Consider the following 24798-nt stretch of genomic DNA (forward strand, 5'->3'; position numbering starts at 1 on the left):
CGCCGGTTCAGAGGAAGCCCAGACCCGCGGTCGCCGCCGTGGCGAAGCGGGTCACATTGGGCAGCACGGTGGGCAGGTTCGCCGCCGACACGCCGAACCAGGTCGCCAGCGTCGCCGCGTAGCGGTCCACCGAGGTGGTCGGGATCAGCCGCCCCTGGCCAAGGTCTTCCGGCCCGCCGAGTGCGACCGTCGGCCACTGCCCGTAGAGCTTGTTGCCCTTGACCGCGCCGCCCAGGATGAAGTGGTGCCCGCCCCAGCCGTGGTCGGAGCCGCGGCCGTTGGACTGCAGCCCGCGCCCGAAATCCGACGCGGTGAAAGTGGTCACGCTGTTGGCCACGCCCATTTCGACCGTGGCCGCATGGAAGGCCGCCATCGCATCGGACAGCTCGCCCAGCCGCAGCGCCTGGTTCTCGACCAGCGTGTCGTGGAAGTCGTAGCCCCCTTGCGAGACGAAGTAGACCTGCCGCTTGTGGCCCAGCGCATTGCGGGCCGAGATCAGGCGGGCCACCATGCGCAGTTGCGCTGCAAGTCCGCCCGCCGGGAACACGGTGGAGATGGCCGGCGCCGCCGCCAGCGCACTCTTGGCGATGTTGCCGGTGGCGACGGCGCGGGTGCCGACCGTGTTGTAGGCCTGCTCCAGCATGTGCGCACGCTGCTGGGTGATCAGCGTGTTCATGGCGGCGGCCATGTCGGCGTTGTAGCGCCAGTGGGTCGCATCCATCGTGTCGATGACCACCGGGCCGTTGTTGGTCACCTGGTACTGCACCACCGAGTTGCCGGCCTGGATCAGGTTGTTGCCCCCCAGGGACATGCACATCGAGACGGCCGAGCCGGGGTTGTACACGCTCGACGTGAGGTCGGCCGCGCGGCCCAGCCAGCCCGTGGCGGAGCCCTTGGTCGGCAGACCGGACTGCCACGACGCCTGCTGGTCCGAGTGCGAGAACAGGCCCAGCGGCGTCTGCACCGTCCTGTTCTTGTACTGCGTCAGCGTGGTCGGGTAGGCCAGCGTGCCGACGTTGGCCATGAGCGCGCACTGGCCCGCATCCACCAGCGGCTTGAGCGAGGCGAACGCCGGGTTCAGGCCCAGCTGCGGGCCGGCATAGCCCGCCAGATTGAGTTGCAGCAGCGTGGACTGCGGCAGCGCGATCGCCGGCCGGGCCACCTGGTACTTGGCATAGGCGGCGTTCTCGTACGGGATGATGGTGTTGCTCTGGTCGTTGCCGCCGAACATGAAGATGCAGACCAGCGCCTTGTAGTCGGTGGCGGTCTGAGCGGCCACGTCGCCGAGGGTCGCCAGGGTGGCCGCGAACGGCGTGCCGGCGTAGGCGGTGGTCAGGGCGGCCCGGCGCAGGAAATCCCGACGGGCCAGTTGCTTGTGCAGATAGGTCATGGCGTGTCCGTCGACTCTCAGCGTTGAACCACGTATTCGGGTGAGGTCATCACCAGGAAGACGGCCTGCCAGACGCGCAGCTTGCGCGCGTTGGCCAGCGTCACCGGCAGCGTGTTCATCACGCCGGTGATGGTCTGCTTGGTGGCATCGCTCATCTGGCCGGCCATCAGCTCGATGTTGAGGCGGCTCAGCAGCGTCTCGGCGTTGTCGGCGATGGCCTCGTAGGGCGCGTAGTTCGGCAGGATCTTGCCGCCGAAGCCCCGCTCGCTGGCGTAGGACATGAAGTTGCTGTAGCCAGTGAGCGTGGTCTCGTGGGTGATCTGGAACTCCGGTGCGGTCAGGCCCGCGGCCAGGATCGGCCCCGGCGGCGCGTAGTCCGGCCGGAAGTAGTTGAAGACGCTGGGCGAGCGCTGCGGGTTCTGGCCGAGGCTGGTCACCGGGTCTTCCAGGTTCCAGATCGTCCAGACGCCATCGTTGGGCCTGGCGTTGAACGCCCGCAGCCAGTGCCCGAAGCGCAGCATCGGCTCGCGCAGCTTGCCGTAGGTGCTGCTGGTGAGGTTGGCGTCGCTGCGGGCTTCGGTGTCGAGCAGGATGGCCTTGATCACCGCACCCAGGTCACCGCGCACGCCCTTGCCGTTGTTGGCCCACACCGCCGCGATCCGGCCGACGTAGGCGCGGCTCGGGTTGCTGGTGACGAAGCGCTTGATGAGCTGCTCGCTCATGAAAGGCGCCACGTTCGGGTGGTTGGCCAGCGTGTCGAGGGCGATCTTCAGCGAGGCCGCGCCGCCAGTGCCCGCGGGGATGGTGACGCCGTTGACGATGTTCTTGGCCGAGGTCGAGGTGATCGCCGGGTTGTTCATCATCGGCGCGTTCCAGGCCTGCACGCCGTTGAAGGTCCAGCCGGTGAAGACCTTGGCCATGCCCATCACCTCGGGGATGCCGTAGGTGGGGATGGGGTTGCCGGTGGCGTCGAGCTTGCGGGAGCCGTCCTGGTTGAGCATCCACAGGCCGATGCTGAAGAGCTGCATCACCTCGCGCGCATAGTTCTCGTCCGGCAGACGGCCGGTGGCGGCGTCTTCCTTCTGGTTGTTCATGTGCGAGAGGTAGATGCCCATCACCGGGCTCAGCGACACGTCTTCCAGCAGCTGGCGGTAGTTGCCGAAGGCGTTGCGGGCCAGCAGGTCGTGGTAGGCGGCGTGGGCGGCCGCCTGGGTGTCGATGCCGCTGCTGACCGCGCTGGTGACGAAGATCTCGGACAGCGCGAAGACCATGCGCTGGCGCAGCTGGTCCTGACCGGTGGCGGCCTGCGACCAGAAGCTTTCCATGAAGGCGTTGATGTGCTCGGACGTGCCCAGCGGGCCCTTCATCGCCACGTAGTCGAAATGGCTGGGCGTGGTCAACGGCTTGGCCAGCTGTTCGGTCACCCAGGCGGTGGGCGTCATCGCCGAGACGCGGGTGATCTCGGTGGCAGTCGCGCCCCAGGTGGCCTGGTTCAGCAGCCGGGCGGCCTGCTTCTGTGCCGTGGTCAGCGGCGCCGGGTTCGGCGAGGTCGGCGGGATCAGCACCGTGGACGCGGTGGTGTAGCACGCCTTCTTCTTGCCGAAGGCCGGGTCCTTGCCAAACGCCGCACTCTTGCAGTCCTGGCTGCCGGTGGCATAGCGGAACAGCCACTGCGTGCCCACGCCATAGGCCACGCGGCGCGTGCCGGTGAAGCGACAGCTTCCCCATTCGGGCGCACAGGCCGTGCTGGTGTAGGGCACACCGCCGATGAGAAAGGTGGTGCCGGGGGTCTGCGCTGCGGCAGGTGCGCCAAGCGCACTGGTCAAAGCCATCAGGGCCACTGCAGCCCAGTTGGAAATGCGGCCGATTTGCCGGGGTCGTTGAAACACGATCTGCTCCGTCCAGAAGGGAGGCTGCTCGTTGGCAGCCAGTATTTGCATTTTCGGCAACAACTTGTGACAAGTCCGTAACCGATGGTCAACGCTAGCCGAATACGCCCCCCCATTCGAGGGAACTGTCGGCGTTGTGTGACGGAATGCCACCATCCGTCGCCAAGGCGCGCACGGGGTGCAGGGGGGCGCAACCTGTGCGCGGTCGCGTATCGTCCCGCCCCATGCTCCTGCGCATCCTCTCGATCCTGTTCCCGCTCTTCGCCATCACCGCCGTCGGCTTCGTCGTCGGCCGGCGCCTGAAACCCGACCTGTCGCACGCCAACCGGCTCAACATGGACGTCTGCACGCCCGCGCTGGTGTTCGGCGCGCTGGCGAGCAAGGAGTTCCACCTCGACCAGTACCTGCCGCTGCTCGGCGCCGCCTTCCTCGTCATCGCGGGCAGCGGCCTGGTCGGCTGGGCGGTGGCGCGGCTGGCGGGGATCGACCCGAAGACGCTCGTGCCGCCGATGATGTTCAACAACTGCGGCAACCTCGGGCTGCCGCTGGCGGTGCTGGCATTCGGAGCAGACGCGCTGGCGCCAGCGGTGGTGCTGTTCACGCTGTCGAACCTGCTGCAGTTCTCCTTCGGCACCTGGCTGCTCGACCACCACGCGCGGCTGGCCACCGCGTGGCGCTCGCCGTCGGTGCTGGCGGCGTTCGCGGGGCTGGCGGTGGGCGTGGCCGGGGTGGCGCTGTGGCCGCCGCTGCTGGTGGCGATCCGCATGGTCGGGGAGATCGCGGTGCCGCTGATGCTGCTGGCGCTGGGCGTGCGCATGGCCGAGTCGCGCATCACGGCGATCGGCTTCGGCGTGTTCGGCGCGGCGCTGCGGCCGGCGGCGGGCATGGCGCTGGCGTGGGTCGCCGCGCGGCTGATCGCGCTGCCGCCGCGCGAGGAGGCGCTGCTGCTGGTGTTCGGGGCGCTGCCGCCGGCGGTGCTGAACTACATGCTCGCCGAGCGGTATGGGCAGGAGCCGGACAAGGTGGCCTCGATGGTGCTGATCGGCAACCTGGCGACGGTCGTGTTCATGCCGCTGGCGCTGGCGGTCGCGCTGGGGGTCGCGCTGCCGCCCTGAACGGCCAAGGTCGGCCGGATCAGCCCGCCAGCGCGCTGCGCACCATGCCCGCGAACGCAGCGACCAGCAGCACCGACACCGGTCCGATGCTGAGCGCGAAGCCCAGCGAGCGCTGCGACGGCGCGCGCGTGTAGGCCCGCTGGTAGAGGATCCGGCCGACCAGATAGACCGCGCCCACGGCGGCCATCGCGGCCGGGGACCAGTACTTCGCGGCCATCCACAGCGCCGGCACGAACACCACCAGCAGCTCCAGCGTGTTCATCTGCACGCGGTAGTGGCGCTCGAACAGCTCGTTGCCGGTGGTGGCGGGCGCCTTGACGCCGTAGCGGCCACGGGCGCTGCCGACCAGCCCGCCGAAGACGAGGTACTGGGCGAGGGCGAGGAAGGTGACGAGGTCGATCCAGGGCATGGGGAACATCCTGCGGTTGGGGGAACGCTGCAGCGTACAGCGTCTTGGGGCCACGCCGGCGACCACTGCGTTTACAGTCCTGCTCGACGATTTCATCCCTAGCCACGAACAGACCATGCATTCACCCACCCCTCTCCGGTCCGTGCCGCAATCGAACATCTTCCGTCCGGGCGATGTGTTCGTGCTGTTTGGCGAACTCTTCGGCCGTGGCTATGCCAACGGTCTGGTCAACGAAGCGCGCAAGGCCGGCATGGAGATCATCGGGATCACGGTCGGCCGCCGTGACGACGACAACCGGCTGCGCCCGCTGAACGACGAAGAGCTGGCCGTGGCCGAAGCCAACCTGGGCGGCAAGATCCTCAACGTGCCGCTGATGGCCGGTTTCGACCTCGACGCCGCCCCGGGCGCGCCCACGCCGACCGACCTGCTGGGCAGCATGACGCTCAAGAACTGGACCGACGTGAAGCTCGACTGGGCGCACATCGACCAGTGCCGCGAGATCGGTGTCCAGCGCTTCAAGGACGGCGTGGCCGAGGTCATGGCCCGCCTGGACGGCCTGATCGCCGACGGCCGCAACGTCTTCTTCGCGCACACGATGGCCGGCGGCATCCCGAAGGCCAAGGTGTTCCTGGCGATTGCCAACCGGATCTACAAGGGGCGCGGCGAGCGGTTCATGGCGTCGAGCCAGCTGCTGGAGAGCGACCTGGGCAAGCTGATCCTGCAGAACTTCGACGAGGTGACGGCCAACAGCTTCCAGCACCTGATCGACGGCAGCGCGGCGATCCGCGCGCGTCTGGCGGCCAGTGGCGGCGAGGTGCGGTATTCGGCCTACGGCTACCACGGCACCGAGATCCTCATCGACGGCGCGTACGCGTGGCAGACCTACACCACCTACACGCAGGGCTACGCCAAGATGCGGCTGGAGCGCATCGCCCAGGCGGCCTGGGAACAGGGCGTCCAGGCGACGGTCTACAACTGCCCCGAGATCCGGACCAACTCGTCGGACATCTTCGTCGGCGTCGAGCTGCCGCTGTTCGCGCTGCTGCTGGCGCTGAAGAAGGAGGACGGCGGCGCCTGGGCTGAAGCGCAGTGGCAGGCCTGCCGCGACCTGCTGCTGGAGGACCAGTCGCTCGAAGCGGTGCTGCAGAAGATCACCGACTTCAACGCCAGCGACGTGGCGGAAAGCTTCCGCGACTTCGCGGCCTGGCCGATGTCCAACACGCCCGAGCTGGCCGACATCATGATCGGCACCTCGGACGCCATCACGCAGATGCACAAGGACCGCAAGGCGCTGATCACCGACCACCTCAGCGCCCTGGTGCTGGAGGCGGTCGGGCCGCTGATGTTCCATGAGTCGTCCCGCCCGGCCGGGCCGGTGCTCTGGCTCAACCATGACGTGATCGCTCGGCAGTTGAATCAGTTGCACGCTTGAGTGCGCGCTAAACCGCCGCGCTCAACCGGCGGCGGGTGCGCCCGACTTCTTGCGCACTAACGTGCGGTTAACCGGTGGAAAACATGAGGGCGTAATAAAGTGGCGCCCCCATGTTTAGAGTCCGATTGAACTCCCTTTTAACCAAAGACCGCATCAGGAAATGAGTTTCTTGGGACTTTTATTGGATCACCAATCATCTGCCCCCTGACACCGGGTGCATTGACGTATGCACGCATTCCTTTGCCAGATGGGGCTGTGATTAGGACGGCATACTGATCTTCGGCTGCCCCCTTGGCTTTTTCCCGCAGAGCTATTAATTCCTTAAAATCAGAGTAAGTGATGCAGCACACCTCTCTGTCTTTAACGCAGACGAGAGCCAAGCAAATGGATTTACAATTTTCCGATATATCTTTGAGCAAATCAATATGCTCACTCTTGAAAGTAAAAACATACTCACCATGAGCTGCCGTTGGATTTGTTGCGTATTTGAAATAAACAGCAATGTCGTCGTTTATTCTGTACGCATTTTTGTAGACAACCCTTCCAATCTTCAACGAATTTATCGCGGTGAATTTTTCGTGCTCTGCAATTTGAATCAGCGCAGCACCGTGGTAGAGGTGATCATCGTGAATTTTCATAGCAGGGTATTCGATGGTAGGTATTTAAAGGATAACGTCGAAGCTAACCGGCATGCTGTGTCGGACCCGGTTGAGCGACCTGTTAGGCCGCACTGCGCGGCACTGGTGCTACTGCATCAAGTGGAACCGAAGCATCACCACTAGAAGCGCCAATAACAGACTCTGTGGTTAAATCTGGCTGACCTAGTGGATACATATATTCAATGATCTCCAAGACAGTAAATTCTCGGCGATCTTCAAACTGTTGCGCCAAAAAGCGATCTGCAGAATTTGGCAATGCTACGGGTCTGGGCACCTTCGCATCTGCTAGAAGGAATTGCTTGACAGCAAAAAATGATGAGTAGAAGACTTCCATAAAATTAGCATCGTATGGAAGTGGGCAAAGAATCAGATTGTTTTTGTCATCACGGGAAGGGCTTTCTCCCTTTTTGGTCTCTGGATAAATTCCCAACCGTAGGCCCGCCGCGCCTTGAAAGTCGGATTTGTTCAACTTCAGCGTAGAACCTACCCATTTGCCTTCGCTAGAATTCCCTAGGAAAAGATCCGCCTTCCACAATCCTTTTATACTAGTAGGCAAACGGTCCCTAGCCTTTGTGTCACGTAGCGCCTTCTTGATGGTATCCCACTGCTTTTTTAGTTTTGTCGGTTGACCGACCTTCCCAGACAATATACGTGAGTCATCATTAAGAAGCGAATCTGAAGTATCAATTAATGAAATACCGCCAGATTTCTCGGCACCAAACAGGATGGACTCGGCACCTGATTTTATTGTACAGAAGTCGTTAAGCACATTGCTAAGTAGCGCATGAATATTCGGATCCTTTGCCAACAGAGAATCATGTACAGCGTACTCAAAGCATATTCCACAATCACCACTACCCTCTCGGTATTCGCGCGCCAAGTCGGCCAGGGTGATCTTCTCGTAGCCGCCGAGCCTAGATACTCGGTCTCGCTGTAGCGCCAATAGAATACCCTTTAAGACTGGTAGTGCCAATGCAATCCGTGACCGAGCTGCGTCGGATACATCGGCTCGTTGTAGTTCTTTTTGCAATTTCATATTTCTCAAGTACAGTGAAGGTGAAATTTTTGCGGCCTAACGTAATTTAGACCTCATGGCCCTGCCGCCTAATATATCCGCTGACATCTAACACGTCAGAAAATGTCGTCCAGGCCGTTGGCGGCATCGAAATTTTTCCGCGCTTTGACACATAAATCCCCCTGAACATCGCCGAAACCATGCAAGCCAATCCTGCAAAACCCGGCGGCAGCCCAGAATAAAGCGCCACCCCGACACCGTCCACAGTGCCCGAATGGCGCTCACCGTCCGAATTTCACAGATCCGGACAAGGCGTGACAAACCTCACGTCACATCGCCCCCAACCCCGCCTTCTTCAGCACCTCGCACGTATTGCGCACATGCACCTCCAGCGCCAGCGCCGCACGCGCCTCCTGCCGGCCGATCGCCGCACGGAACAGGTCCTCGTGCTCGCGGTGCACGTCGCGCGGCGGGCCGGCTTCGGTCGCCGCGGCCGCGCGCAGCGCGATGTAGCGGTAGCGCTCGGCGTGGCGGTAGAGGATGCCGAGCAGGTAGCGGCTCCAGGGCGAGCCGTGGCCGGCGATGAGCGCCTCGTGGAAGCCGCGGTTGGCGTGTTCCCAGGCGCCCGAGCGCAGGCTTTCCGGCGTGCGTTCGGCCGTGCTCAGGCGGTCGAAGGCGGCGACGAGGGCGAGTTCCCAGGCCGCGTCACCGTGGCGGATCGACAGGCGCAGCGCCTCGGTCTCCAGCAGCACGCGGGTGTTGGTGACGTCCTCCAGATCGGCCAGCGAGATCGGCGTGACGCGGAAGCCCCGCTGCCCCTCCGCCGTCACCAGCGCGTCCGACAGCAGCAGCGACAGCGCCTCGCGCAGCGTGCCGGCGCCGACGTCGTAGCGGTCCTTCAAGTGCTCGACCCGCAGCCGCTCGCCCGGCGCCAGCGCGCCGCAGACGATGTCGTGGCGCAGGCTCAGGTAGGCGCGCTCGACGAGGGTGCGCGGGGCTTCGTCGTTGCTGCGGAAGGCGGCGAGGAATTTTTCGGATGGCAGCATCAGGCAGCTCCAGGTTCGGACGGCATGGGACCACGGCGCAGCCGGTAAGCGAGCTGCGGGCGGGTGATCCCCAGGCGGCGGGCCGCGGCGGACAGGTTGCCACTCTCGCGGGCCACGGCAAAGGCGAGCAACTGGTGTTCCAGCTCCTCCAGCGGCAGCCCGCTGGCGAGCATGCGTTCGCAGAGGTCCTCGTCCGGATCCGGCGGCAGCGTGGCGAGCTGGCCGTGCGGATCGAGGCCGGTGCGGTCGGCGGCCTGGTCGGCGTGGCCGGGGCTGAGCGAGAACAGGTCCTCGGCCTCGATCGAGCCGCCCTGCGCGGCGAGGATGACGCCGCGCTCGACGATGTTCTCCAGCTCGCGCACATTGCCCGGCCAGGCGTGGCGGCCCAGCGCCTGCAACGCCCGCTCGCTGAAGCCCTGCAGCCGCTTGCCGTGCAGCGCGGTGAAGCGCGCGAGCAGCGTCTGCGCCAGCAGCTCGATGTCGGCGCCGCGCTCGCGCAGCGGCGGGATGCGGATCGGGTAGATGTTGAGCCGGTACAGCAGGTCACGCCGGAACCGCCCCGCCTTGACCGCCGCGTCCAGGTCCACGTTCGTCGCCGCCACCAGCCGCACGTTGACCTTGCGCGTGGTCTCGCTGCCCAGGCGCTCGATCTCGCCCTCCTGCAGCGCCCGCAGCAGCTTGGCCTGCAGCGGCACGGGCAGGTCGCCGATCTCGTCGAGGAACAGGGTGCCGCCATCGGCGCGCTCGAAGCGGCCGGTGCGGGCGGCGTGCGCGCCGGTGTAGGCGCCCTTCTCCACGCCGAACAGCTCCGCCTCGATCAGCTCGGCCGGCAGCGCGGCGCAGTTCACCGCGACGAAGGGGCCGGCACGGCGCTCGCTCAGCTCGTGCAGCGTGCGGGCAAACCGCTCCTTGCCGACGCCGGTCTCGCCGGTCAGCAGCACGGTGACCTGTGTGGCCGCCGCCTTGCCGAGCAGCTCGAAGGCGCGCCGGAAGGCGGGCGACTGCCCCACCATCGAACCACACGGCCCGGCCGGTGCCAGCGTCGAGCGCAGCGCCTCGACCTGCAGGCTCAGCGCCTCGATCTTCTCGACCAGCGAGTCGGAGGCGAAGTAGACGCGGTGCGCCTCGCCGTCCGGCCAGTCCTCGATCGGGCGGCCGACGATGCGGCAGTGGTCGTCGCCGCAGGCGGTGCAGGTGACCTCCTTGAACAGGATCAGCCGCCCCATGAACGCCGAGGTGTAGCCGCAGGCATAGCCGGTGAGCATCCAGCAGCTCGGCTCGTCGGCGGGGCCGAAGGTGTGGCGGTGGGCGTGGGCCTCCCAGGAATGGTCCCAGCGGAACTCGCCCTCGAAGCGGCCGGCCTCGCGGTCGAAGGTCATCTTCAGCGGCGTGACCCGCGCCGCGCCTTCGAGCATGTGCAGCTGCGGCCCGACCAGGAAGGCCGCCGCCGGATCCTCCCCGGGCCGCGTCTTGCGGGCGAACTCGGCGTCGTTCAGGCCGCTGGCGTAGCCCATGCGCGTGAAGATGCGCCGCGCCTGCTCCAGCCCGATCGAGTTGATCAGGTCCTGGCGCAGCGCCCCGAGCGACGCCGTGTGCAGCAGCACCATGCGCCGCTCGCCGAGCCAGATCGCGCCCTCCTCCGGCGCGAAGCGCAGCAGGCGGCGCAGGTCGGTGTCGGGCGGGTACTTCAGGTGGTTGGGCATGCCGGGGCTCCGCGGGCAGATTCTCGAGATTTCTCTCTTGGCCTGATTCTAGTGTTGCGTCAACGATCAACTGTCGCACCCCACCGCCATCCTCCATCGCACCCCACCGCCGTCATCCTCGCGCAGGCGAGGACCCACGTTCACCAAGCACGCTCATCGCCATGCGTGGGTACCCGCTTTCGCGGGCATGACGGGAGGGGTTCGTTCGTCAGAGCGGACCGTCACTTCAGATGTGGCGTGGCACCAGGTCCGGGGCGTCACCCGCGGGACAGGCCCTCGGGGTTGTCGCGCATGACCCGGCGCGGACGGCCTGCCTAAGATCGTTGGCATCCCGCCCGCCCCTCCCCTCACCTCCTCCGCCGCCAGGACCCGACATGCCCGACCACGCCCTCCCGTCCATCCCGCTCGCCGAACTGCCCGGCCGCCTCGGCGAGGTGCTCGGCACCAGCCCCTGGCTGACGATCGACCAGGCCCGCATCGACGCCTTCGCCCGCGCCACCGAAGACCTGCAGTGGATCCACACCGACCCGGCGCGCGCCGCGGCCGGCCCGTTCGGCACCACCATCGCGCACGGCTTCCTGACGCTGTCGCTGCTGTCGTGGATGGGCGAACACGCCTTCGAGATCCCGCACCTGCGGATGAGCATCAACTACGGGCTGAACCGGGTGCGCTTCCCGGCGCCGCTGCCGGTGGGCAGCCGGGTGCGCGGCGTGTTCCGGCTGCTGGCCTGCGAGCAGATCGACGGCGGCTCGCAAGTCACGGTGGAAGCCACCGTCGAACGCGAAGGCTCGACCAGGCCGGTCTGCGTGGCCGAGTCGGTGTCGCGCCGCTATTCCTGAGCCGTCCGGCGACCTTGCCCTCCCGCGCCGCAATCTCGACATTTCACCAAATCATCAAATCACGCCGCGTGACTTGTCCATATCGTCAATTCACCGTGAATTGACCGTAAAACGCCCGCATTCCATCGGACCCGCAGCAGGTGAACACCATGCTGTCCGGGGCCGATTCCGGAAAAAACGGGGCGCACTTTCTCGGTGCTTACCCTAGGAATATCGAGATTTCAGGAAAACTGGCCTGAAGTGGCCTGTCGCTTGCAATGGAAGAGGGACCACCCGGAGTCCTGCCCATGACCGCAAGCCCGTCCCTCGATACCGCATCCGACACCGATCTCGACACCCGCAAGAAGTACGTCCGCGTGCTGGAGCAGCGGGCCGACGGTCTCGTGCTCTTCGAGTTCGCGATCGGCTGGCCGGAGCTGCTGGTCGAGCTGCTGCTGCCCGAGCCAGCGTTCGCCGAGTTCTGCGCCACGCACCGCGTGATCCGGCTGGACCACTGAGATCCACACCAGGAGACAAGCCCGATGAACATCGACCTGCAAGCGCGCGAGATCCAGCCGCTGCGCCAGACCCTCACCCGCGTGGCCGAGCACCTCGGCAGCGACAAGGCGGCCTCGCGCTACCTGGAAGCCACCATCGGCGCGCAGCCCGCGGCCAACTTCCACTACCGCCCGACCTGGCAGCCGGAGTTCGAGCTGTTCGACACGGCGCGCACGGCGATCCGGCTCAAGGACTGGTACGTGCTGAAGGATCCGCGCCAGTACTACTACGCCAACTGGACCATGACCCGCGCGCGCCAGCAGGACGCGATGGAGTCGAACTTCCAGTTCGTCGAGTCGAAGGGCATGGTCGCGGCCATGACCGATGCCGTGCGCGAGCAGGCGCTGACGGTGCTGATGCCGCTGCGCCACGCCGCCTGGGGCGCCAACATGAACAACGCCTCGGTCTGCGCCTATGGCTACGGCACGGCGTTCACGGCCCCGGCGATGTTCCACGCGATGGACAACCTGGGCGTGGCGCAGTACCTGACCCGGCTCGGGCTGGTGCTGGGCGAGCCGGAGGTGCTCGACGTGGGCAAGCAGGCCTGGCTGGCCGCGCCGGTCTGGCAGGAGCTGCGCCGGCTGGTGGAGGACACCCTGGTCGTGAAGGACCCGTTCGAGCTGTTCGTCGCGCAGAACCTGGCGATCGACGGCCTGCTCTATCCGCTGGTCTACGGCAGCTTCATCGACGACCACCTGACGCTCAAGGGCGCCACCGCCGTCGCGATGATGACCGCGTTCATGACCGACTGGCACGCCGAGAGCGCGCGCTGGATCGACGCCGTGGTGAAGACGGCTGCGGCCGAATCGGACGAGAACCGCGCGCTGCTGTCGAAGTGGACCACCCACTGGGTCGCCCGCGCCCAGACCGCCCTGGCGCCCATCGCCCAGCTCGCCATGGGCGACCACGGCGACGCCGCGCTGGCGGACGCCCGCACCACGCTCGACGCCCGCTGCCGCAAGGCCGGCCTCGCCGTCTGACCCGCAAGGAACCACGCCCATGTCGAACGTTTTCATCGCCTTCCAGGCCAACGAGGAATCCCGGCCAGTGGTCGAGGCCATCGTGGCCGACAACCCCACCGCCGTCGTCACGCACCCGACCGGGCTGACCAAGATCGACGTGCCGCAGCGCCTGACGATCCGCCGCGCAACGATCGAGGAGATCACCGGCCGCCCCTACGACCTGCAGCAGATCCACGTCAACCTCGTGACGCTGTCGGGCCACATCGACGAGGACGACGACCAACTCACCCTGAGCTGGGCGCAATAAAAGGAGACAAGCATGGACACCCGCGTCGCCAAGAAAAAGCTCGGCCTCAAGGAACGCTACGCCGCGATGACCCGCGGCCTCGGCTGGGAGACCACCTACCAGCCGATGGACAAGGTCTTCCCGTACGACACCTACGAGGGCATCAAGATCCACGACTGGGACAAGTGGCAAGACCCCTTCCGCCTGACGATGGACGCCTACTGGAAGTACCAGGGCGAGAAGGAAAAGAAGCTCTACGCCGTCATCGAGGCCTTTGCGCAGAACAACGGCCAGCTCGGCGTGAGCGATGCGCGCTACATCAACGCGCTGAAGCTCTTCATCCAGGGTGTCACGCCACTGGAGTACTACGCCCACCGCGGCTTCGCCCACGTCGGCCGCCAGTTTACCGGCGAAGGCGCGCGGGTCGCGGCGCAGATGCAGTCGATCGACGAGCTGCGCCACTTCCAGACCGAAACGCACGCGCTCTCGCACTACAACAAGTACTTCAACGGGATGCACCATTCGAGCCACTGGTTCGACCGCGTCTGGTACCTGTCGGTGCCGAAGAGCTTCTTCGAGGACGCCTGCACCGGCGGCCCGTTCGAGTTCCTGACCGCGGTGAGCTTCTCGTTCGAGTACGTGCTGACCAACCTGCTGTTCGTGCCCTTCATGTCGGGCGCGGCGCACAACGGCGACATGTCCACAGTGACCTTCGGCTTCTCGGCCCAGTCCGATGAGTCGCGCCACATGACGCTGGGCATCGAGTGCATCAAGTTCATGCTGGAGCAGGACCCGGCCAATGTGCCGATCGTGCAGAAGTGGATCGACAAGTGGTTCTGGCGCGGCTACCGCCTGCTGACCATCGTGGCGATGATGCAGGACTACATGCTCCCGAAGCGCGTCATGAGCTGGAAGGAGGCCTGGGAGATGTACGCCGAGCAGAACGGCGGCGCGCTGTTCAAGGACCTGGCGCGTTACGGCATCCGCGAGCCCAAGGGCTGGAAGGACGCCTGCGAAGGCAAGGACCACATCAGCCACCAGGCGTGGGCCACCTTCTACAACTACAACGCCGCCGCGCCGTTCCACACCTGGGTGCCGAACGAGGACGAGATGCAGTGGCTGGCCGAGAAGTACCCGGACAGCTTCGAGTCGACCTACAAGCCGCGCTGGGACTACTGGCGCGAGCAGGCCGCCGCCGGCAACCGCTTCTACAACAAGACGCTGCCGATGCTCTGCACGACGTGCCAGATCCCGATGCTCTTCACCGAGCCGGGGGACGCCACCAAGATCTGCTACCGCGAATCGAACTACTTCGGCAACAAGTACCACTTCTGCTCGGACCACTGCAAGGAGATCTTCGAGGACGAGCCCGAGAAGTACATCCAGAGCTGGCTGCCGGTGCACCAGATCTACCAGGGGAACTGCTTCAAGCCGGGCACCGATCCGACCGCCGAAGGCTTCGACCCGCTCATCGCCGTGCTGCAGTGGTACGAGCTGAACATCGGCCGGGACAACTTCGATTTCGAAGGCTCGGAAGACCAGAAGAACTTCGCCGCCTGGCGTGCAGACGGCGGCATGGGCCACACCGGAGGAGCTGCAGCATGAGCGTCGTCGCCAACCCCAACGCCGCGCCGTACGACTTCCCGATGAAGGACGTGCGCGAGAACTTCCCTGCGCCGCTGCTCTACATCGGCTGGGAGGACCACCTGCTGTTCTGCGCGCCGGTGTGCCTGCCGCTGCCGCCGGACATGCCGTTCGGGGCGGTCGGCGCGGCGGTGCTGCCCGGTGTCTACGGCTACCACCCGGACTTCGCGAAGATCGACTGGGCGACCGTCGAGTGGACCAAGTCCGGCCAGCCCTGGCAGCCGGACCCGGCCAAGTCGCTGGCGGAGAACGGCCTGACGCACAAGGACGTGATCCGCTTCCGCACGCCGGGCCTGCATGGCCTGAACGGGTCGTGCAACTGATCCCCGCGCCGCGCGCAGGAACCGTTTGATGAGCTACCAACTCACCATCGAGCCGCTCGGCGCCGTGATCGACGTCGAGGAGGGCCAGACCATCCTCGACGCCGCGCTGCGCCAGGGGCTCTACATCCCGCACGCCTGCGGCCACGGCCTGTGCGGGACGTGCAAGGTGCAGGTCTGCGGCGGCGAGGTCGACCACGGCGCGGCGAACCCGTTCGCGCTGATGGACTTCGAGCGCGACGAGGGCAAGACGCTGGCCTGCTGCGCGACGCTGCAGGACGACGTGACCATCGAAGCCGACATGGACGACGAGCCCGACGCGCGGATCATCCCCGTGCGCGACTTCGCGGCCACCGTCACCCGCATCGTCGATCTCACGCCGACGATCAAGGCGCTGCACCTCGCGCTCGACAAGCCGATCGACTTCCAGGCCGGCCAGTACGTGCAGCTGGAGATCCCCGGCCTCGGCCAGTCGCGCGCCTTCTCGATCGCCAACGCGCCCGCCGACGTGCAGCGCAGCGGCGAGGTCGAGCTGAACGTGCGCATCGTCGCGGGCGGCGCGGGCACGACCTACCTGCACGAGAAGCTGAAGGTGGGCGACCGGCTGCGGCTGTCCGGCCCGTACGGGCGCTTCTTCGTGCGGCAGTCGGCACACCTGCCCATGGTGTTCATGGCGGGTGGGTCAGGGCTGTCGAGCCCACGCTCGATGGTGCTGGACCTGCTCGGCCAGGGCTGCACCGAGCCGATCACGCTCGTCTACGGCCAGCGCACGCGGGCCGAGCTGTACTACCACGACGAGTTCGTCGCGCTGGCCGCGCAGCACCCGAACTTCACCTACGTCCCGGTGCTGTCGAACGAGCCGGATGCCGCGGAAGGCTCGGACTGGACCGGCGCCCGCGGCTTCGTCCACGACGCGGCCAAGGCGCACTTCGGCGGCAGCTTCGCCGGCCACAAGGCCTACCTCTGCGGCCCGCCGCCGATGGTCGAAGCCTGCATCGGCACGCTGATGCAGGGCCGGCTGTTCGAGGACGGCATCCACACCGAGAAGTTCATCTCGGCCGCCGACGCCAACGCACAGCGCAGCCCGCTGTTCAAGCGCGTCTGAGGGCCGGCAGGAGCACCCACGCGATGTTCGATTTCCGCCCCAAGGTGACCGTCCACGTGACGCAGACCGGCGAGGAGTACCCCTGCGCCACCACCGAGAGCCTGCTCGACGGGATGCTGCGGCTGGGCCGCAAGGGCATCCCGGTGGGCTGCGTCAACGGCGGCTGCGGCGTGTGCAAGGTCCGCATCGTCGACGGCACGGTGACGGCGCTCGGCCCCGTCAGCCGCGCCCATGTCACCGCAGAAGAAGAACGCCAGGGCTGCACCCTGGCCTGCCGGGTCGCGCCGACCACGGCGGTGCAGATCGAAGTGATCGGCAAGTTCGAGAAACCGTTTTCCCGCGGGTACGCCAAGGCGGCAGCCCCGCAACCCACACCTTCCCCACAACCCTGAACCCCTAGGAGACAAATCATGGGTGTCATGCGCATCGGTCACGCCAGCATCAGAGTCATGGACATGGCGGCGGCCCTCAAGCACTACGAGAACGTGCTCGGCCTCAAGGTCACCATGGAAGACAAGCATGGCAACGTCTACATGAAGTGCTGGGACGAGTGGGACAAGTACTCGCTCATCCTCACGCCGAGCGACCAGGCCGGCCTGAACCACGTCGCCTACAAATGCGAGAAGGAATCCGACCTCGACGAGCTGCAGGCCAAGGTCGAGGCCTGGGGCGTCAAGACCGTGATGCTCGACGAGGGCACGCTGCCCGCCACCGGCCGCATGCTGCAGTTCCACCTGCCCAGCGGCCACGAGATGCGCCTGTACGCCACCAAGGAGTACGTGGGCACGGACGTCGGCACCACCAACCCCGACCCGTGGCCGGACGGCCTGAAGGGGGCCGGCGCGCACTGGCTCGACCACCTGCTGCTGATGTGCGAGATGAACCCGCCCGAGGGCATCAACACGGTTGCGGACAACACCCGCTTCATGACCGAGGCGCTGGACTTCTTCCTGACCGAGCAGGTGCTGGTCGGCCCGAACGGCGACATGCAGGCCGCCACCTGGATGAGCCGCACCACCACGCCGCACGACATCGCCTTCGTCGGCGGCGCCCGCAGCGGGCTGCACCACATCGCCTACTTCCTCGACTCGTGGAACGACGTGCTCAAGGCCGCGGACGTGATGGCCAAGAACAAGACCCGCATCGACGTAGCGCCCACCCGCCACGGCATCACGCGCGGCGAGACCATCTACTTCTTCGACCCGAGCGGCAACCGCAACGAGACCTTCGCCGGCCTGGGCTACCTGGCGCAGCGCGACCGGCCCGTGACGACCTGGACCGAGGACCAGCTCTGGAGCGGAATTTTCTACCACACGGGTGCCGCGGTGCCGTCCTTCACGGACGTCTACACCTGAGCCCAGCCTGCGCCCCACCGCCGTCATCCTCGCGAACGCGAGGACCCACGCACCCCACCTGACCCACCATGAAACAGTACCTGAACTTCATCCACGGCGAATTCGTCGCCACGGCCAAGACCTTCGAGAACCGCGCGCCGGTCGACAACCGGGTACTGGGGCTGGTGCATGAGGCGGGTCAGGCCGAGGTGAACGCGGCCGTCGCCGGCGCCCGCGCCGCGCTCAAGGGCGACTGGGGCCGCCTGAGCGTGGTCAAGCGCGTGGACATGCTCTACGCGGTCGCCGACGAGATCAACCGCCGCTTCGACGACTTCCTGCAGGCCGAGATCGCCGACACCGGCAAGCCGCTGAGCCTGGCCTCGCACATCGACATCCCGCGCGGCGCGGCCAACTTCAAGGTCTTCGCCGACATCATCAAGAACGTGCCGACCGAGAGCTTCCAGATGACCACGCCGGACGGCGGCACTGCGGTGAGCTACGCCGTGCGCTCGCCGCTGGGCGTGGTCGCGGTGGTGTGCCCGTGGAACCTGCCGCTGCTGCTGATGACGTGGAAGGTCGGCCCCGCGCTGGCCTGCGGCAACACGGTGATCGTCAAGCCGTCGGAGGAAACACCCGCCACCGCGACGCTGCTCGGCGAGGTGATGAACGCGGTCGGCGTGCCACCGGGTGTCTACAACGTGCTGCACGGCTTCGGTCCCGGCTCGGCGGGCGAGTTCCTGACCAGACACCCGGGCGTCAGCGGCATCACCTTCACCGGCGAGACGCGCACGGGCGAGGCGATCATGGCGGCGGCGGCCAAGGGCGTACGGCCAGTGTCGTTCGAGCTGGGCGGCAAGAACGCCGGCATCGTCTTCGCCGACTGCGACTTCGACAAGGCGGTCGCCGGCATCACGCGCAGCGCGTTCGAGAACTGTGGACAAGTCTGCCTCGGCACCGAGCGCGTCTATGTGCAGCGGCCGATCTTCGACCAGTTCGTCGCCGCGCTCAAGGAGAAGGCCGAGGCGCTCAAGGTCGGCCCGAGCGAGCAGCCCGGCGTCGGCCTCGGCCCGCTGATCTCGGCCGAGCACAAGCAGAAGGTGCTGGGCTACTACGCCAAGGCGGTGGCCGAAGGCGCGACGGTGGTGACCGGCGGCGGGGTGCCCGACATGCCCGGCGCGCTGGCGGAAGGCCACTGGGTGCAGCCGACGATCTGGACCGGACTGCCGGAAAGCGCCAGCGTGGTGCGCGAGGAGGTCTTCGGCCCCTGCTGCCACATCGCGCCCTTCGACACCGAGGAAGAAGCCATTGCGCTGGCCAACGCCACCGACTACGGCCTGGCGACGACGGTGTGGACGCAGAACCTCGGCACCGCGCACCGCATGGCCGCAGCGGTCGAGGTCGGGCTGTGCTGGATCAACTCCTGGTTCCTGCGTGACCTGCGCACCGCGTTCGGCGGCGCGAAGGCGTCAGGGATCGGGCGCGAAGGTGGGGTGCATTCGCTGGAGTTCTACACCGAGCTTCGGAACGTGATGGTCAAGCTCTGAGCATCCCGTCCGCCCCCAGCCGGTCCTGGCGCTGGAAGAACGCCCGCGCCAGCGCCACCAGCTGGGGATCGGTCGGGTGGTCCACCACCTCGTAGCCGACAAGGTGCTTGGCGAGGTGCGGGCGGTGCTTGTCGACGTAGTGGCGGAAATCGGCCAGCGCGGTGTGCGTGCCGGTGACCAGCACCTGCGCGATGCCGTCGAGCGCGTCGCAGACCGCGCCGAAGAACTCGTGTTCCGAGCGCACGCCGCTCTTGTGCTGCGCGGTGGTGTGGGCGTGCAGCTGCACGGTCTGCGTCTGCACCTGCGTCTCGTCGAAACGCAGCACCTGGGCCTGCTGGTGGTCGGTGCGGACCACGGCGTGGAGAACGATCTGGGTGGCTTCAGTGGGCATGGTGGTGGTCCGGTCGGATGGGCAGGCATCCAGCGTGCGCCGGTCCCGGCGGGCCAGTCTGTGCGATGACGAACAGACACCGGCCGGCGGCGCCGCTAAAACGGACCCACACGAACCTCCTCCACACCGCATGACGCACGCCAGCCCGTCCGGGGCCTCCGGCCCCAAGGACCACTACGCCACCCTCGGCGTGGCCCGCACCGCCACGCACGACGAGATCCGCAAGGCCTACCGCAAGCTGGCGCGCAAGTTCCACCCGGACGTCAGCCAGGAGCCCGATGCGCAGGCGCAGTTCATGGCCGCCGCCGAGGCCCACGAAGCCCTGATCGACACCGACCGCCGCGCCGCCCACGACGAGGCTTGGCGCCAGCACGCGCTCGACCGCACCTACGCGCAGGCCGCCGCCGAGGCGCACCGCCAGGAAGAAGACCCCTTCGAGGCCATGTTCGCCCACGCCGCCGGACGGTCGCGGCGCCGCGAAGGCCCGCGCTACCGCGAGCCAGTTCCCGGCCGCGACCACCACGCCGGGCTGGAGGTCGCGCTGATCGACCTCTACCAAGGGGCGCGGCGCACGGTCTCGCTGCGCCTCCCGGTGGTCGATGCGGCGGGGCGGGCCTCGCTGCAGACCCGGCATCTGGAGGTGGACATCCCGAAAGGCCTGCGCCCCGGACAACGCCTGCGGCTGGCCGGCCAGGGCGGCGCGGGCGAGGACGGGGCCGCCGCGGGCGACCTCTACCTCGACATCACGCTGCAGCCGCACCCACTGTTCCGCGTCGACGGGCGCGACGTGCAGGTCGATCTGCCCACGGCGCCCTGGGAAGCGGTGCTCGGCGCGACCGTCACCGCCCCCACGCCGGAAGGCGACGTCCAGCTCACGATTCCACCCGGCTCGACCCCTGGACGCCGGCTGCGCCTGAAGGGCCGCGGCCTGCCCGGTCACCCGGCCGGCGACCTCTACGCGGTGCTGCACATCGCCCTGCCCCCGGCCACCACCGAGGACGAGCGGCAGGCCTACCAGGCGATGGCGCAGGCCTTCCCGCGCTACCAGCCGCGCCCGGAGGCACCGGCCTGAGCGGGCGGCGCGGGGTGGCGGGGTCCGGTCACAATCGGAGTTTTCGTTGTCGCTCCAGCACCAGCCCACCATGCCTACCCGCGTCCTGACCGGCATCACCACCACCGGCACCCCCCACCTCGGCAACTACGTCGGCGCCATCCGGCCCTGCGTGATCGCCAGCCGCCGCACCGACGTCGAGAGCTTCTTCTTCCTCGCCGACTACCACGCGCTGATCAAGTGCGACGACCCGGCGCGCATCGAGCGCTCGCGGCTGGAGCTGGCCGCGACGTGGCTGGCCGCCGGCCTCGACCCCGCGCGCGTCACGCTCTACCGCCAGAGCGACATCCCCGAGATCCCCGAGCTGACCTGGCTGCTGACCTGCGTCACCGCCAAGGGCCAGATGAACCGCGCCCACGCCTACAAGGCCGCCGCAGATGCGAACCTGGCCGCCGGCGAGGACGTGGACGCCGGCATCACGATGGGCCTGTTCAGCTACCCGATCCTGATGGCCGCCGACATCCTGATGTTCAACGCGCACCAGATTCCCGTCGGCCGTGACCAGATCCAGCACATCGAGATGGCGCGCGACGTGGCGCAGCGCTTCAACCACCTCTACGGCCAGGGCACGGACTTCTTCGTGCTGCCGGAAGCCGTGGTCGAGGCCGAGATGGCGCTGCTCCCCGGCCTCGACGGCCGCAAGATGAGCAAGAGCTACGACAACACGATCCCGCTGTTCGAGGGTGGCGCGAAGGCGCTGAAGGACGCGATCGCGCGCATCGTCACCGACTCGAAGCTGCCGGGCGAGCCGAAGGATCCCGAGGGCTCCGCGCTGGTCACGCTGCACGACGCCTTCGGCACGCCGGAGCAGAACACCGCCTTCCGCGACGCGCTGCGCCAGGGCTTGGGCTGGGGCGAGGCCAAGCAGCGGCTGTTCGAGCTGATCAACGGCGAACTCGCGCCGATGCGGGCGCGCTACGAGGCGCTGATCAATCAGCCGGCCGAGCTGGAGGCGATCCTGATGGCCGGCGCAGCCAAGGCCCGCGCCGAGGCCGCGCCGCTGCTGCAGCGGCTGCGCGAGGCGGTGGGCCTGCGTCGCATGGTGGCCGCACCCGTGGCCGCCACGGTCACGGCGAAAGCCGACAAGGCCGCGCTGGCCGTGTTCAAGCAGTACCGCGAGGCGGACGGGCAGTTCTACTTCAAGCTCGCCGCGGCGGACGGGCGCGTGCTGCTGCAGAGCCAGGCGTTTGCCGGCGGGCGCGATGCGGGGAACTGGGTGAAGCGGCTGAAGACCGAAGGGGCGGCGGCGCTGGGTGAGGCGCCGGTCACGCTGGGCGAGGGTGTGTCCACTGAGGAGGTCGCGCAGGCGCTGGCGGAGCTGATCGCCGCGGCAGCCGAGTAAGTCCGCAACGCCCGGCGACTGGCCAAGGGGAGGCCGGCCGACCTGCCGCCCGCAGGCGTCAAGCGAGGTCCGTGGATGCCGATAAGACGGCACCCACGCGTTCACCAGGATCCCCTGACCATGACCTCTTCGACCCCGCAAAAATACCGCCTGCTGACCCGCAGCGACATGGACGGCCTGGTCTGCGCCGTGCTCCTGCGCGAGCTGGACCTGATCGACGACATCACCTTCGTCCACCCCAAGGACGTGCAGGACGGCAAGGTGGCGGTCACCGCGCGCGACATCCTCACCAACGTGCCCTACGTCCCCGGCTGCGGCATGTGCTTCGACCACCACGCCAGCGAGGCCATCCGCAACCAGGGCCGGGACACGCCGGGCTATGTGCTGCTGGCCGAGGCCAAGTCGGCGGCGCGCGTGGTGTACGACCACTTCGGCGGCAAGGCCCGCTTTCCCCGTGTCAGCGACGCGATGATGGAAGCGGTAGACAAGGCGGACTCGGCCGGCTTCAGCATCGACGACGTGCTCGACCCGAAGGGCTGGGAGCTGCTGTCCTTCCTGATGGACGCCCGCACCGGGCTCGGCCGCTTCCGCGAGTTCCGCATCTCGAACTACCAGCTGATGATGATGCTGATCGAGTGCTGCCGGGACATGTCCATCGACGAGATCCTGGCGCTGCCGGACGTGCACGAGCGCATCGACCTGTTCTTCTCGCAGCACGCGCTGTTCCGCGAGCAGATCCGCCGCGTCGCCCAGGTGCGCGACAACCTCGTGGTGCTGGACCTGCGCGACGAGGAGGTCATCTATGCGGGCAACCGCTTCGTGGTCTACGCGATGTTCCCGCAGTGCGACATCTCGATGCACGTCCTGTGGGGCCGCGAGAAGCAGAACACGGTCTACACCGTCGGCAAGTCGATCTTCGGCCGGCGCAACCGCATGGACATCGGCGCACTGATGCTGGAACACGGCGGCGGCGGCCACCATGCCGCGGGCACCTGCCAGGGGGCCAACGAACAGGCCGAGGCGCTCAAGGCCACGCTGGTCGACGAGATCCTGTCGCGCAGCAACGAGGCGGCGAACCTGAGCCAGGCGGCCTAGGCACAGCCTGGTACCGCGTCAGGGCAACGGTCTGTCCGGACACGGCGGGAACGGCTACGCTGTAGCCTGCCTCCCTCACCCGCCCACCTGAGGACAGACCATGCCCAAGCCCGCCCGCCTGACCACGCTGACCGCCTTCGCGCTGCTGACCACGGCCTCGGTCTGTGCCCTGCCCGGTGCGGCCAGCGCCTGGGAGCTGCAAGGCACCAAGGCCCTCGTCGCCATCACCCGCGACCAGCAGCGCCTGCCGCTCGGCACCGTGGAGTTCACGCCCCGCCCGGACGGCCGCATCGCCTTCTCCGTCCACATGGACCACGCCAAGTTCACCGACCATTTCCTGTCGATGAAGGAGTTCAAGTGCGTCGAAGGCGGCGGCGAGGTGAGCTGCCACGTGCCCTACCCGTATCCGAACCCGGGCACGGTGACGCCGACCGACCTGGCGTGGCTGGAGCACCACCTGCTGTTCCTGTTCAAGCTGCCCAAGGAGTTCGGCGCCAAGCTGTGGAACGGGCTGTACTACCAGCTGGAGCGCACCGACAAAGGCCTGGTCGGGCGGCCGCAGTCGATCGACCTGAACCTGATCAGCGCGCCGCCGACGCAGACCGACAAGCCGCCGTATCGGCCGGCGCTGCGGGATGACGTGGCGGCGGGGGTGCGGTGGATCGACCGGCTGGTGATCGAGTAGTCCGCCACCCCCTCGTCATCCTCGCGAAGGCGAGGACCCACGCACCACCGCCAGAAACGCCCCCAGCACCGGCGATCCATCCCCCCGCCGGTGGATGCAGCTCAGCTCGATGTCCCGCAGATACGCGCAGTCCAGCGGCCGGTACACCACCCCCGGCAGCCGCAGGCTCTCGCTGCTGGCCGTCGTGACACAGGCGCCAAACCCCCCCGCCACCAGCGCCACCGCGGTCAGCACGTCCTCGACCTCCTGCTCGATCTGCAGCGGCGTGCCCTCCTGCGCGAAGGCCTGCATCACCTGCTGCGCCAGACCGGGCAGCGGCAGGTTCGGGTAGAGGATCATCGGCTCACCCTGCAGATCAGGAATGCGCACCGACGCCTGCGCGCACAGCCGATGGCCCTCGGGCAGCGCCACCCGCATCTGCTCGCGCAGCACCGTCTCGATCACCAGATCCGGCTCCGGCGGCACCAGCCGGTTGAAGCCGACGCTGATGCGGCGCTCGCGCAGCGCGTCGAGCTGCTCGGCCTTGGTCATCGTGTGCAGCACGATCTTCACGTCCGGCCGCTCGGCATGGAAACGCGCCAGCAGCCGCGGGATCACGTCCAGCACCCCCGAGCCGAACAGCCCCACGTCCAGCCGCCCGGTCTCGCCGCGTCCGGCCGCGCGGGTGCGCTCGCGGGCACGCTGGGCCAGCGCCAGCAGGTTCGGTACCTCGTCGAGCAGCGTCTGCCCTGCCTCGGTCAGCTCCATGCCCTTGGGCGTGCGGGTGAACAGCGGCGCGCCGAGTTCGTCCTCCAGCGCGTGGATCTGGCGGGTCAGCGGCGGTTGCGCCATGTGCAAGCGCTCGGCGGCGCGGCCGAGGTGGCGCTCCTCGGCCACGGCGAGGAAGTAGCGCATCTGTCTGAGGTCCATGAGCGACACTGTGCCGCACAAATCACGCCCCCTGCC

General features: G+C 67.3%; 25 protein-coding genes. 16 read left to right on the plus strand and 9 right to left on the minus strand.

All coding sequences use genetic code 11. The annotated features are described in order from the left end of the window. Positions 1–7: 7 nt before the first annotated feature. Together BDD16_RS07590 and BDD16_RS07595 are read right to left on the minus strand one after the other, a co-directional pair. Positions 8–1390 (minus strand): DUF1501 domain-containing protein, encoded by a 1383-nt coding sequence (locus BDD16_RS07590; protein WP_179633384.1) that lies wholly within the window; start codon positions 1388–1390, stop codon positions 8–10. Between the two features lie 17 nt (positions 1391–1407). After that, positions 1408–3222 (minus strand): DUF1800 domain-containing protein, encoded by a 1815-nt coding sequence (locus BDD16_RS07595; protein ID WP_179633385.1) that lies wholly within the window; start codon positions 3220–3222, stop codon positions 1408–1410. A gap of 281 nt (positions 3223–3503) precedes the next feature. Here BDD16_RS07595 and BDD16_RS07600 point away from each other — a divergent pair, with 281 nt between their 5' ends. Further along, complete coding sequence (locus BDD16_RS07600; RefSeq protein WP_179633386.1) at positions 3504–4394, plus strand: AEC family transporter; 891 nt, start codon at positions 3504–3506, stop codon at positions 4392–4394. Positions 4395–4413: 19 nt separating this feature from the next. Here the strand turns inward: BDD16_RS07600 and BDD16_RS07605 are convergent, their stop codons facing one another. Continuing rightward, positions 4414–4803 carry an MAPEG family protein gene (locus tag BDD16_RS07605; protein WP_179633387.1) on the minus strand — a complete coding sequence of 130 codons (390 nt, stop codon included), beginning with the start codon at positions 4801–4803 and terminating at the stop codon, positions 4414–4416. 115 nt (positions 4804–4918) lie between these two features. Here BDD16_RS07605 and BDD16_RS07610 point away from each other — a divergent pair, with 115 nt between their 5' ends. After that, positions 4919–6235 carry an enoyl ACP reductase FabMG family protein gene (locus BDD16_RS07610; RefSeq protein WP_179633388.1) on the plus strand — a complete coding sequence of 439 codons (1317 nt, stop codon included), beginning with the start codon at positions 4919–4921 and terminating at the stop codon, positions 6233–6235. 137 nt (positions 6236–6372) lie between these two features. Here BDD16_RS07610 and BDD16_RS07615 read toward each other — a convergent pair whose 3' ends face one another. From BDD16_RS07615 to BDD16_RS07630, 4 genes are all read right to left on the minus strand, one after another. Then, the gene (locus tag BDD16_RS07615) at positions 6373–6873 is read right to left on the minus strand and encodes a hypothetical protein (protein ID WP_179633389.1); all 501 of its coding nucleotides are present in this window, start codon (positions 6871–6873) and stop codon (positions 6373–6375) included. Positions 6874–6955: 82 nt separating this feature from the next. Continuing rightward, on the minus strand, positions 6956–7930 hold the full coding sequence (locus BDD16_RS07620) for a hypothetical protein (protein ID WP_179633390.1): 975 nt from the start codon (positions 7928–7930) through the stop codon (positions 6956–6958). Between the two features lie 308 nt (positions 7931–8238). Beyond that, positions 8239–8955: a GntR family transcriptional regulator gene (locus BDD16_RS07625; RefSeq protein WP_179633391.1), complete on the minus strand. Its 717-nt coding sequence runs from the start codon at positions 8953–8955 to the stop codon at positions 8239–8241. Next, positions 8955–10658: a sigma-54-dependent Fis family transcriptional regulator gene (locus tag BDD16_RS07630; RefSeq protein ID WP_179633392.1), complete on the minus strand. Its 1704-nt coding sequence runs from the start codon at positions 10656–10658 to the stop codon at positions 8955–8957. Before BDD16_RS07630 ends, BDD16_RS07625 begins: the two co-directional genes overlap by 1 nt. A gap of 374 nt (positions 10659–11032) precedes the next feature. On the opposite strand from BDD16_RS07630, the gene BDD16_RS07635 reads away from it, so the two are divergent. The 10 genes from BDD16_RS07635 to BDD16_RS07680 all read left to right on the plus strand — a co-directional run bounded on the left by BDD16_RS07635 (position 11033) and on the right by BDD16_RS07680 (position 19229). After that, positions 11033–11497 carry a MaoC family dehydratase gene (locus BDD16_RS07635; protein WP_179633393.1) on the plus strand — a complete coding sequence of 155 codons (465 nt, stop codon included), beginning with the start codon at positions 11033–11035 and terminating at the stop codon, positions 11495–11497. 287 nt (positions 11498–11784) lie between these two features. Further along, positions 11785–11994 (plus strand): phenol hydroxylase subunit, encoded by a 210-nt coding sequence (locus tag BDD16_RS07640; RefSeq protein ID WP_179633394.1) that lies wholly within the window; start codon positions 11785–11787, stop codon positions 11992–11994. A gap of 24 nt (positions 11995–12018) precedes the next feature. Then, positions 12019–13014 (plus strand): aromatic/alkene monooxygenase hydroxylase subunit beta, encoded by a 996-nt coding sequence (locus BDD16_RS07645; RefSeq protein ID WP_179633395.1) that lies wholly within the window; start codon positions 12019–12021, stop codon positions 13012–13014. 19 nt (positions 13015–13033) lie between these two features. Next, complete coding sequence (locus BDD16_RS07650; RefSeq protein WP_179633396.1) at positions 13034–13303, plus strand: MmoB/DmpM family protein; 270 nt, start codon at positions 13034–13036, stop codon at positions 13301–13303. Between the two features lie 12 nt (positions 13304–13315). After that, a complete protein-coding gene (locus BDD16_RS07655) occupies positions 13316–14887 on the plus strand; it encodes an aromatic/alkene/methane monooxygenase hydroxylase/oxygenase subunit alpha (RefSeq protein ID WP_179633397.1) in 1572 nt (523 codons plus the stop codon). Beyond that, on the plus strand, positions 14884–15249 hold the full coding sequence (locus BDD16_RS07660; protein WP_179633398.1) for a phenol hydroxylase subunit P4: 366 nt from the start codon (positions 14884–14886) through the stop codon (positions 15247–15249). The genes BDD16_RS07655 and BDD16_RS07660 overlap by 4 nt, the downstream gene beginning before the upstream one ends. Before the next feature lie 28 nt (positions 15250–15277). Further along, the gene (locus BDD16_RS07665) at positions 15278–16351 is read left to right on the plus strand and encodes an NADH:ubiquinone reductase (Na(+)-transporting) subunit F (protein WP_179633399.1); all 1074 of its coding nucleotides are present in this window, start codon (positions 15278–15280) and stop codon (positions 16349–16351) included. A gap of 23 nt (positions 16352–16374) precedes the next feature. Further along, positions 16375–16743 carry a 2Fe-2S iron-sulfur cluster binding domain-containing protein gene (locus tag BDD16_RS07670; protein WP_179633400.1) on the plus strand — a complete coding sequence of 123 codons (369 nt, stop codon included), beginning with the start codon at positions 16375–16377 and terminating at the stop codon, positions 16741–16743. Between the two features lie 18 nt (positions 16744–16761). Further along, entirely contained in the window at positions 16762–17706 is a 945-nt protein-coding gene (locus BDD16_RS07675) for a catechol 2,3-dioxygenase (RefSeq protein WP_179633401.1), read from the plus strand. 68 nt (positions 17707–17774) lie between these two features. Beyond that, a complete protein-coding gene (locus BDD16_RS07680; protein ID WP_179633402.1) occupies positions 17775–19229 on the plus strand; it encodes a 2-hydroxymuconic semialdehyde dehydrogenase in 1455 nt (484 codons plus the stop codon). Here BDD16_RS07680 and BDD16_RS07685 read toward each other — a convergent pair. Further along, positions 19219–19620, minus strand: coding sequence for a hypothetical protein (locus tag BDD16_RS07685; RefSeq protein ID WP_179633403.1), 402 nt, complete (start codon positions 19618–19620; stop codon positions 19219–19221). The two genes, BDD16_RS07680 and BDD16_RS07685, sit on opposite strands and share 11 nt — an antisense overlap. A gap of 130 nt (positions 19621–19750) precedes the next feature. Between BDD16_RS07685 and BDD16_RS07690 the strand changes: the two genes are divergently transcribed. From BDD16_RS07690 to BDD16_RS07705, 4 genes are all read left to right on the plus strand, one after another. Continuing rightward, a complete protein-coding gene (locus BDD16_RS07690) occupies positions 19751–20692 on the plus strand; it encodes a DnaJ C-terminal domain-containing protein (protein ID WP_179633404.1) in 942 nt (313 codons plus the stop codon). 70 nt (positions 20693–20762) lie between these two features. Further along, on the plus strand, positions 20763–22073 hold the full coding sequence (locus BDD16_RS07695) for a tryptophan--tRNA ligase (protein ID WP_179633405.1): 1311 nt from the start codon (positions 20763–20765) through the stop codon (positions 22071–22073). A gap of 120 nt (positions 22074–22193) precedes the next feature. Continuing rightward, on the plus strand, positions 22194–23168 hold the full coding sequence (locus tag BDD16_RS07700; protein ID WP_179633406.1) for an exopolyphosphatase: 975 nt from the start codon (positions 22194–22196) through the stop codon (positions 23166–23168). A 100-nt stretch (positions 23169–23268) separates the two neighbouring features. Beyond that, positions 23269–23853 (plus strand): hypothetical protein, encoded by a 585-nt coding sequence (locus BDD16_RS07705; protein WP_218897733.1) that lies wholly within the window; start codon positions 23269–23271, stop codon positions 23851–23853. Positions 23854–23868: 15 nt separating this feature from the next. On the opposite strand, the gene BDD16_RS07710 is transcribed toward BDD16_RS07705, so the two are convergent. Then, positions 23869–24762, minus strand: coding sequence for a LysR family transcriptional regulator (locus tag BDD16_RS07710; protein ID WP_179633407.1), 894 nt, complete (start codon positions 24760–24762; stop codon positions 23869–23871). Positions 24763–24798 lie beyond the last annotated feature (36 nt).

This window comes from Sphaerotilus montanus (assembly GCF_013410775.1).
Taxonomy (GTDB): Bacteria; Pseudomonadota; Gammaproteobacteria; order Burkholderiales; family Burkholderiaceae_C; genus Sphaerotilus; species Sphaerotilus montanus.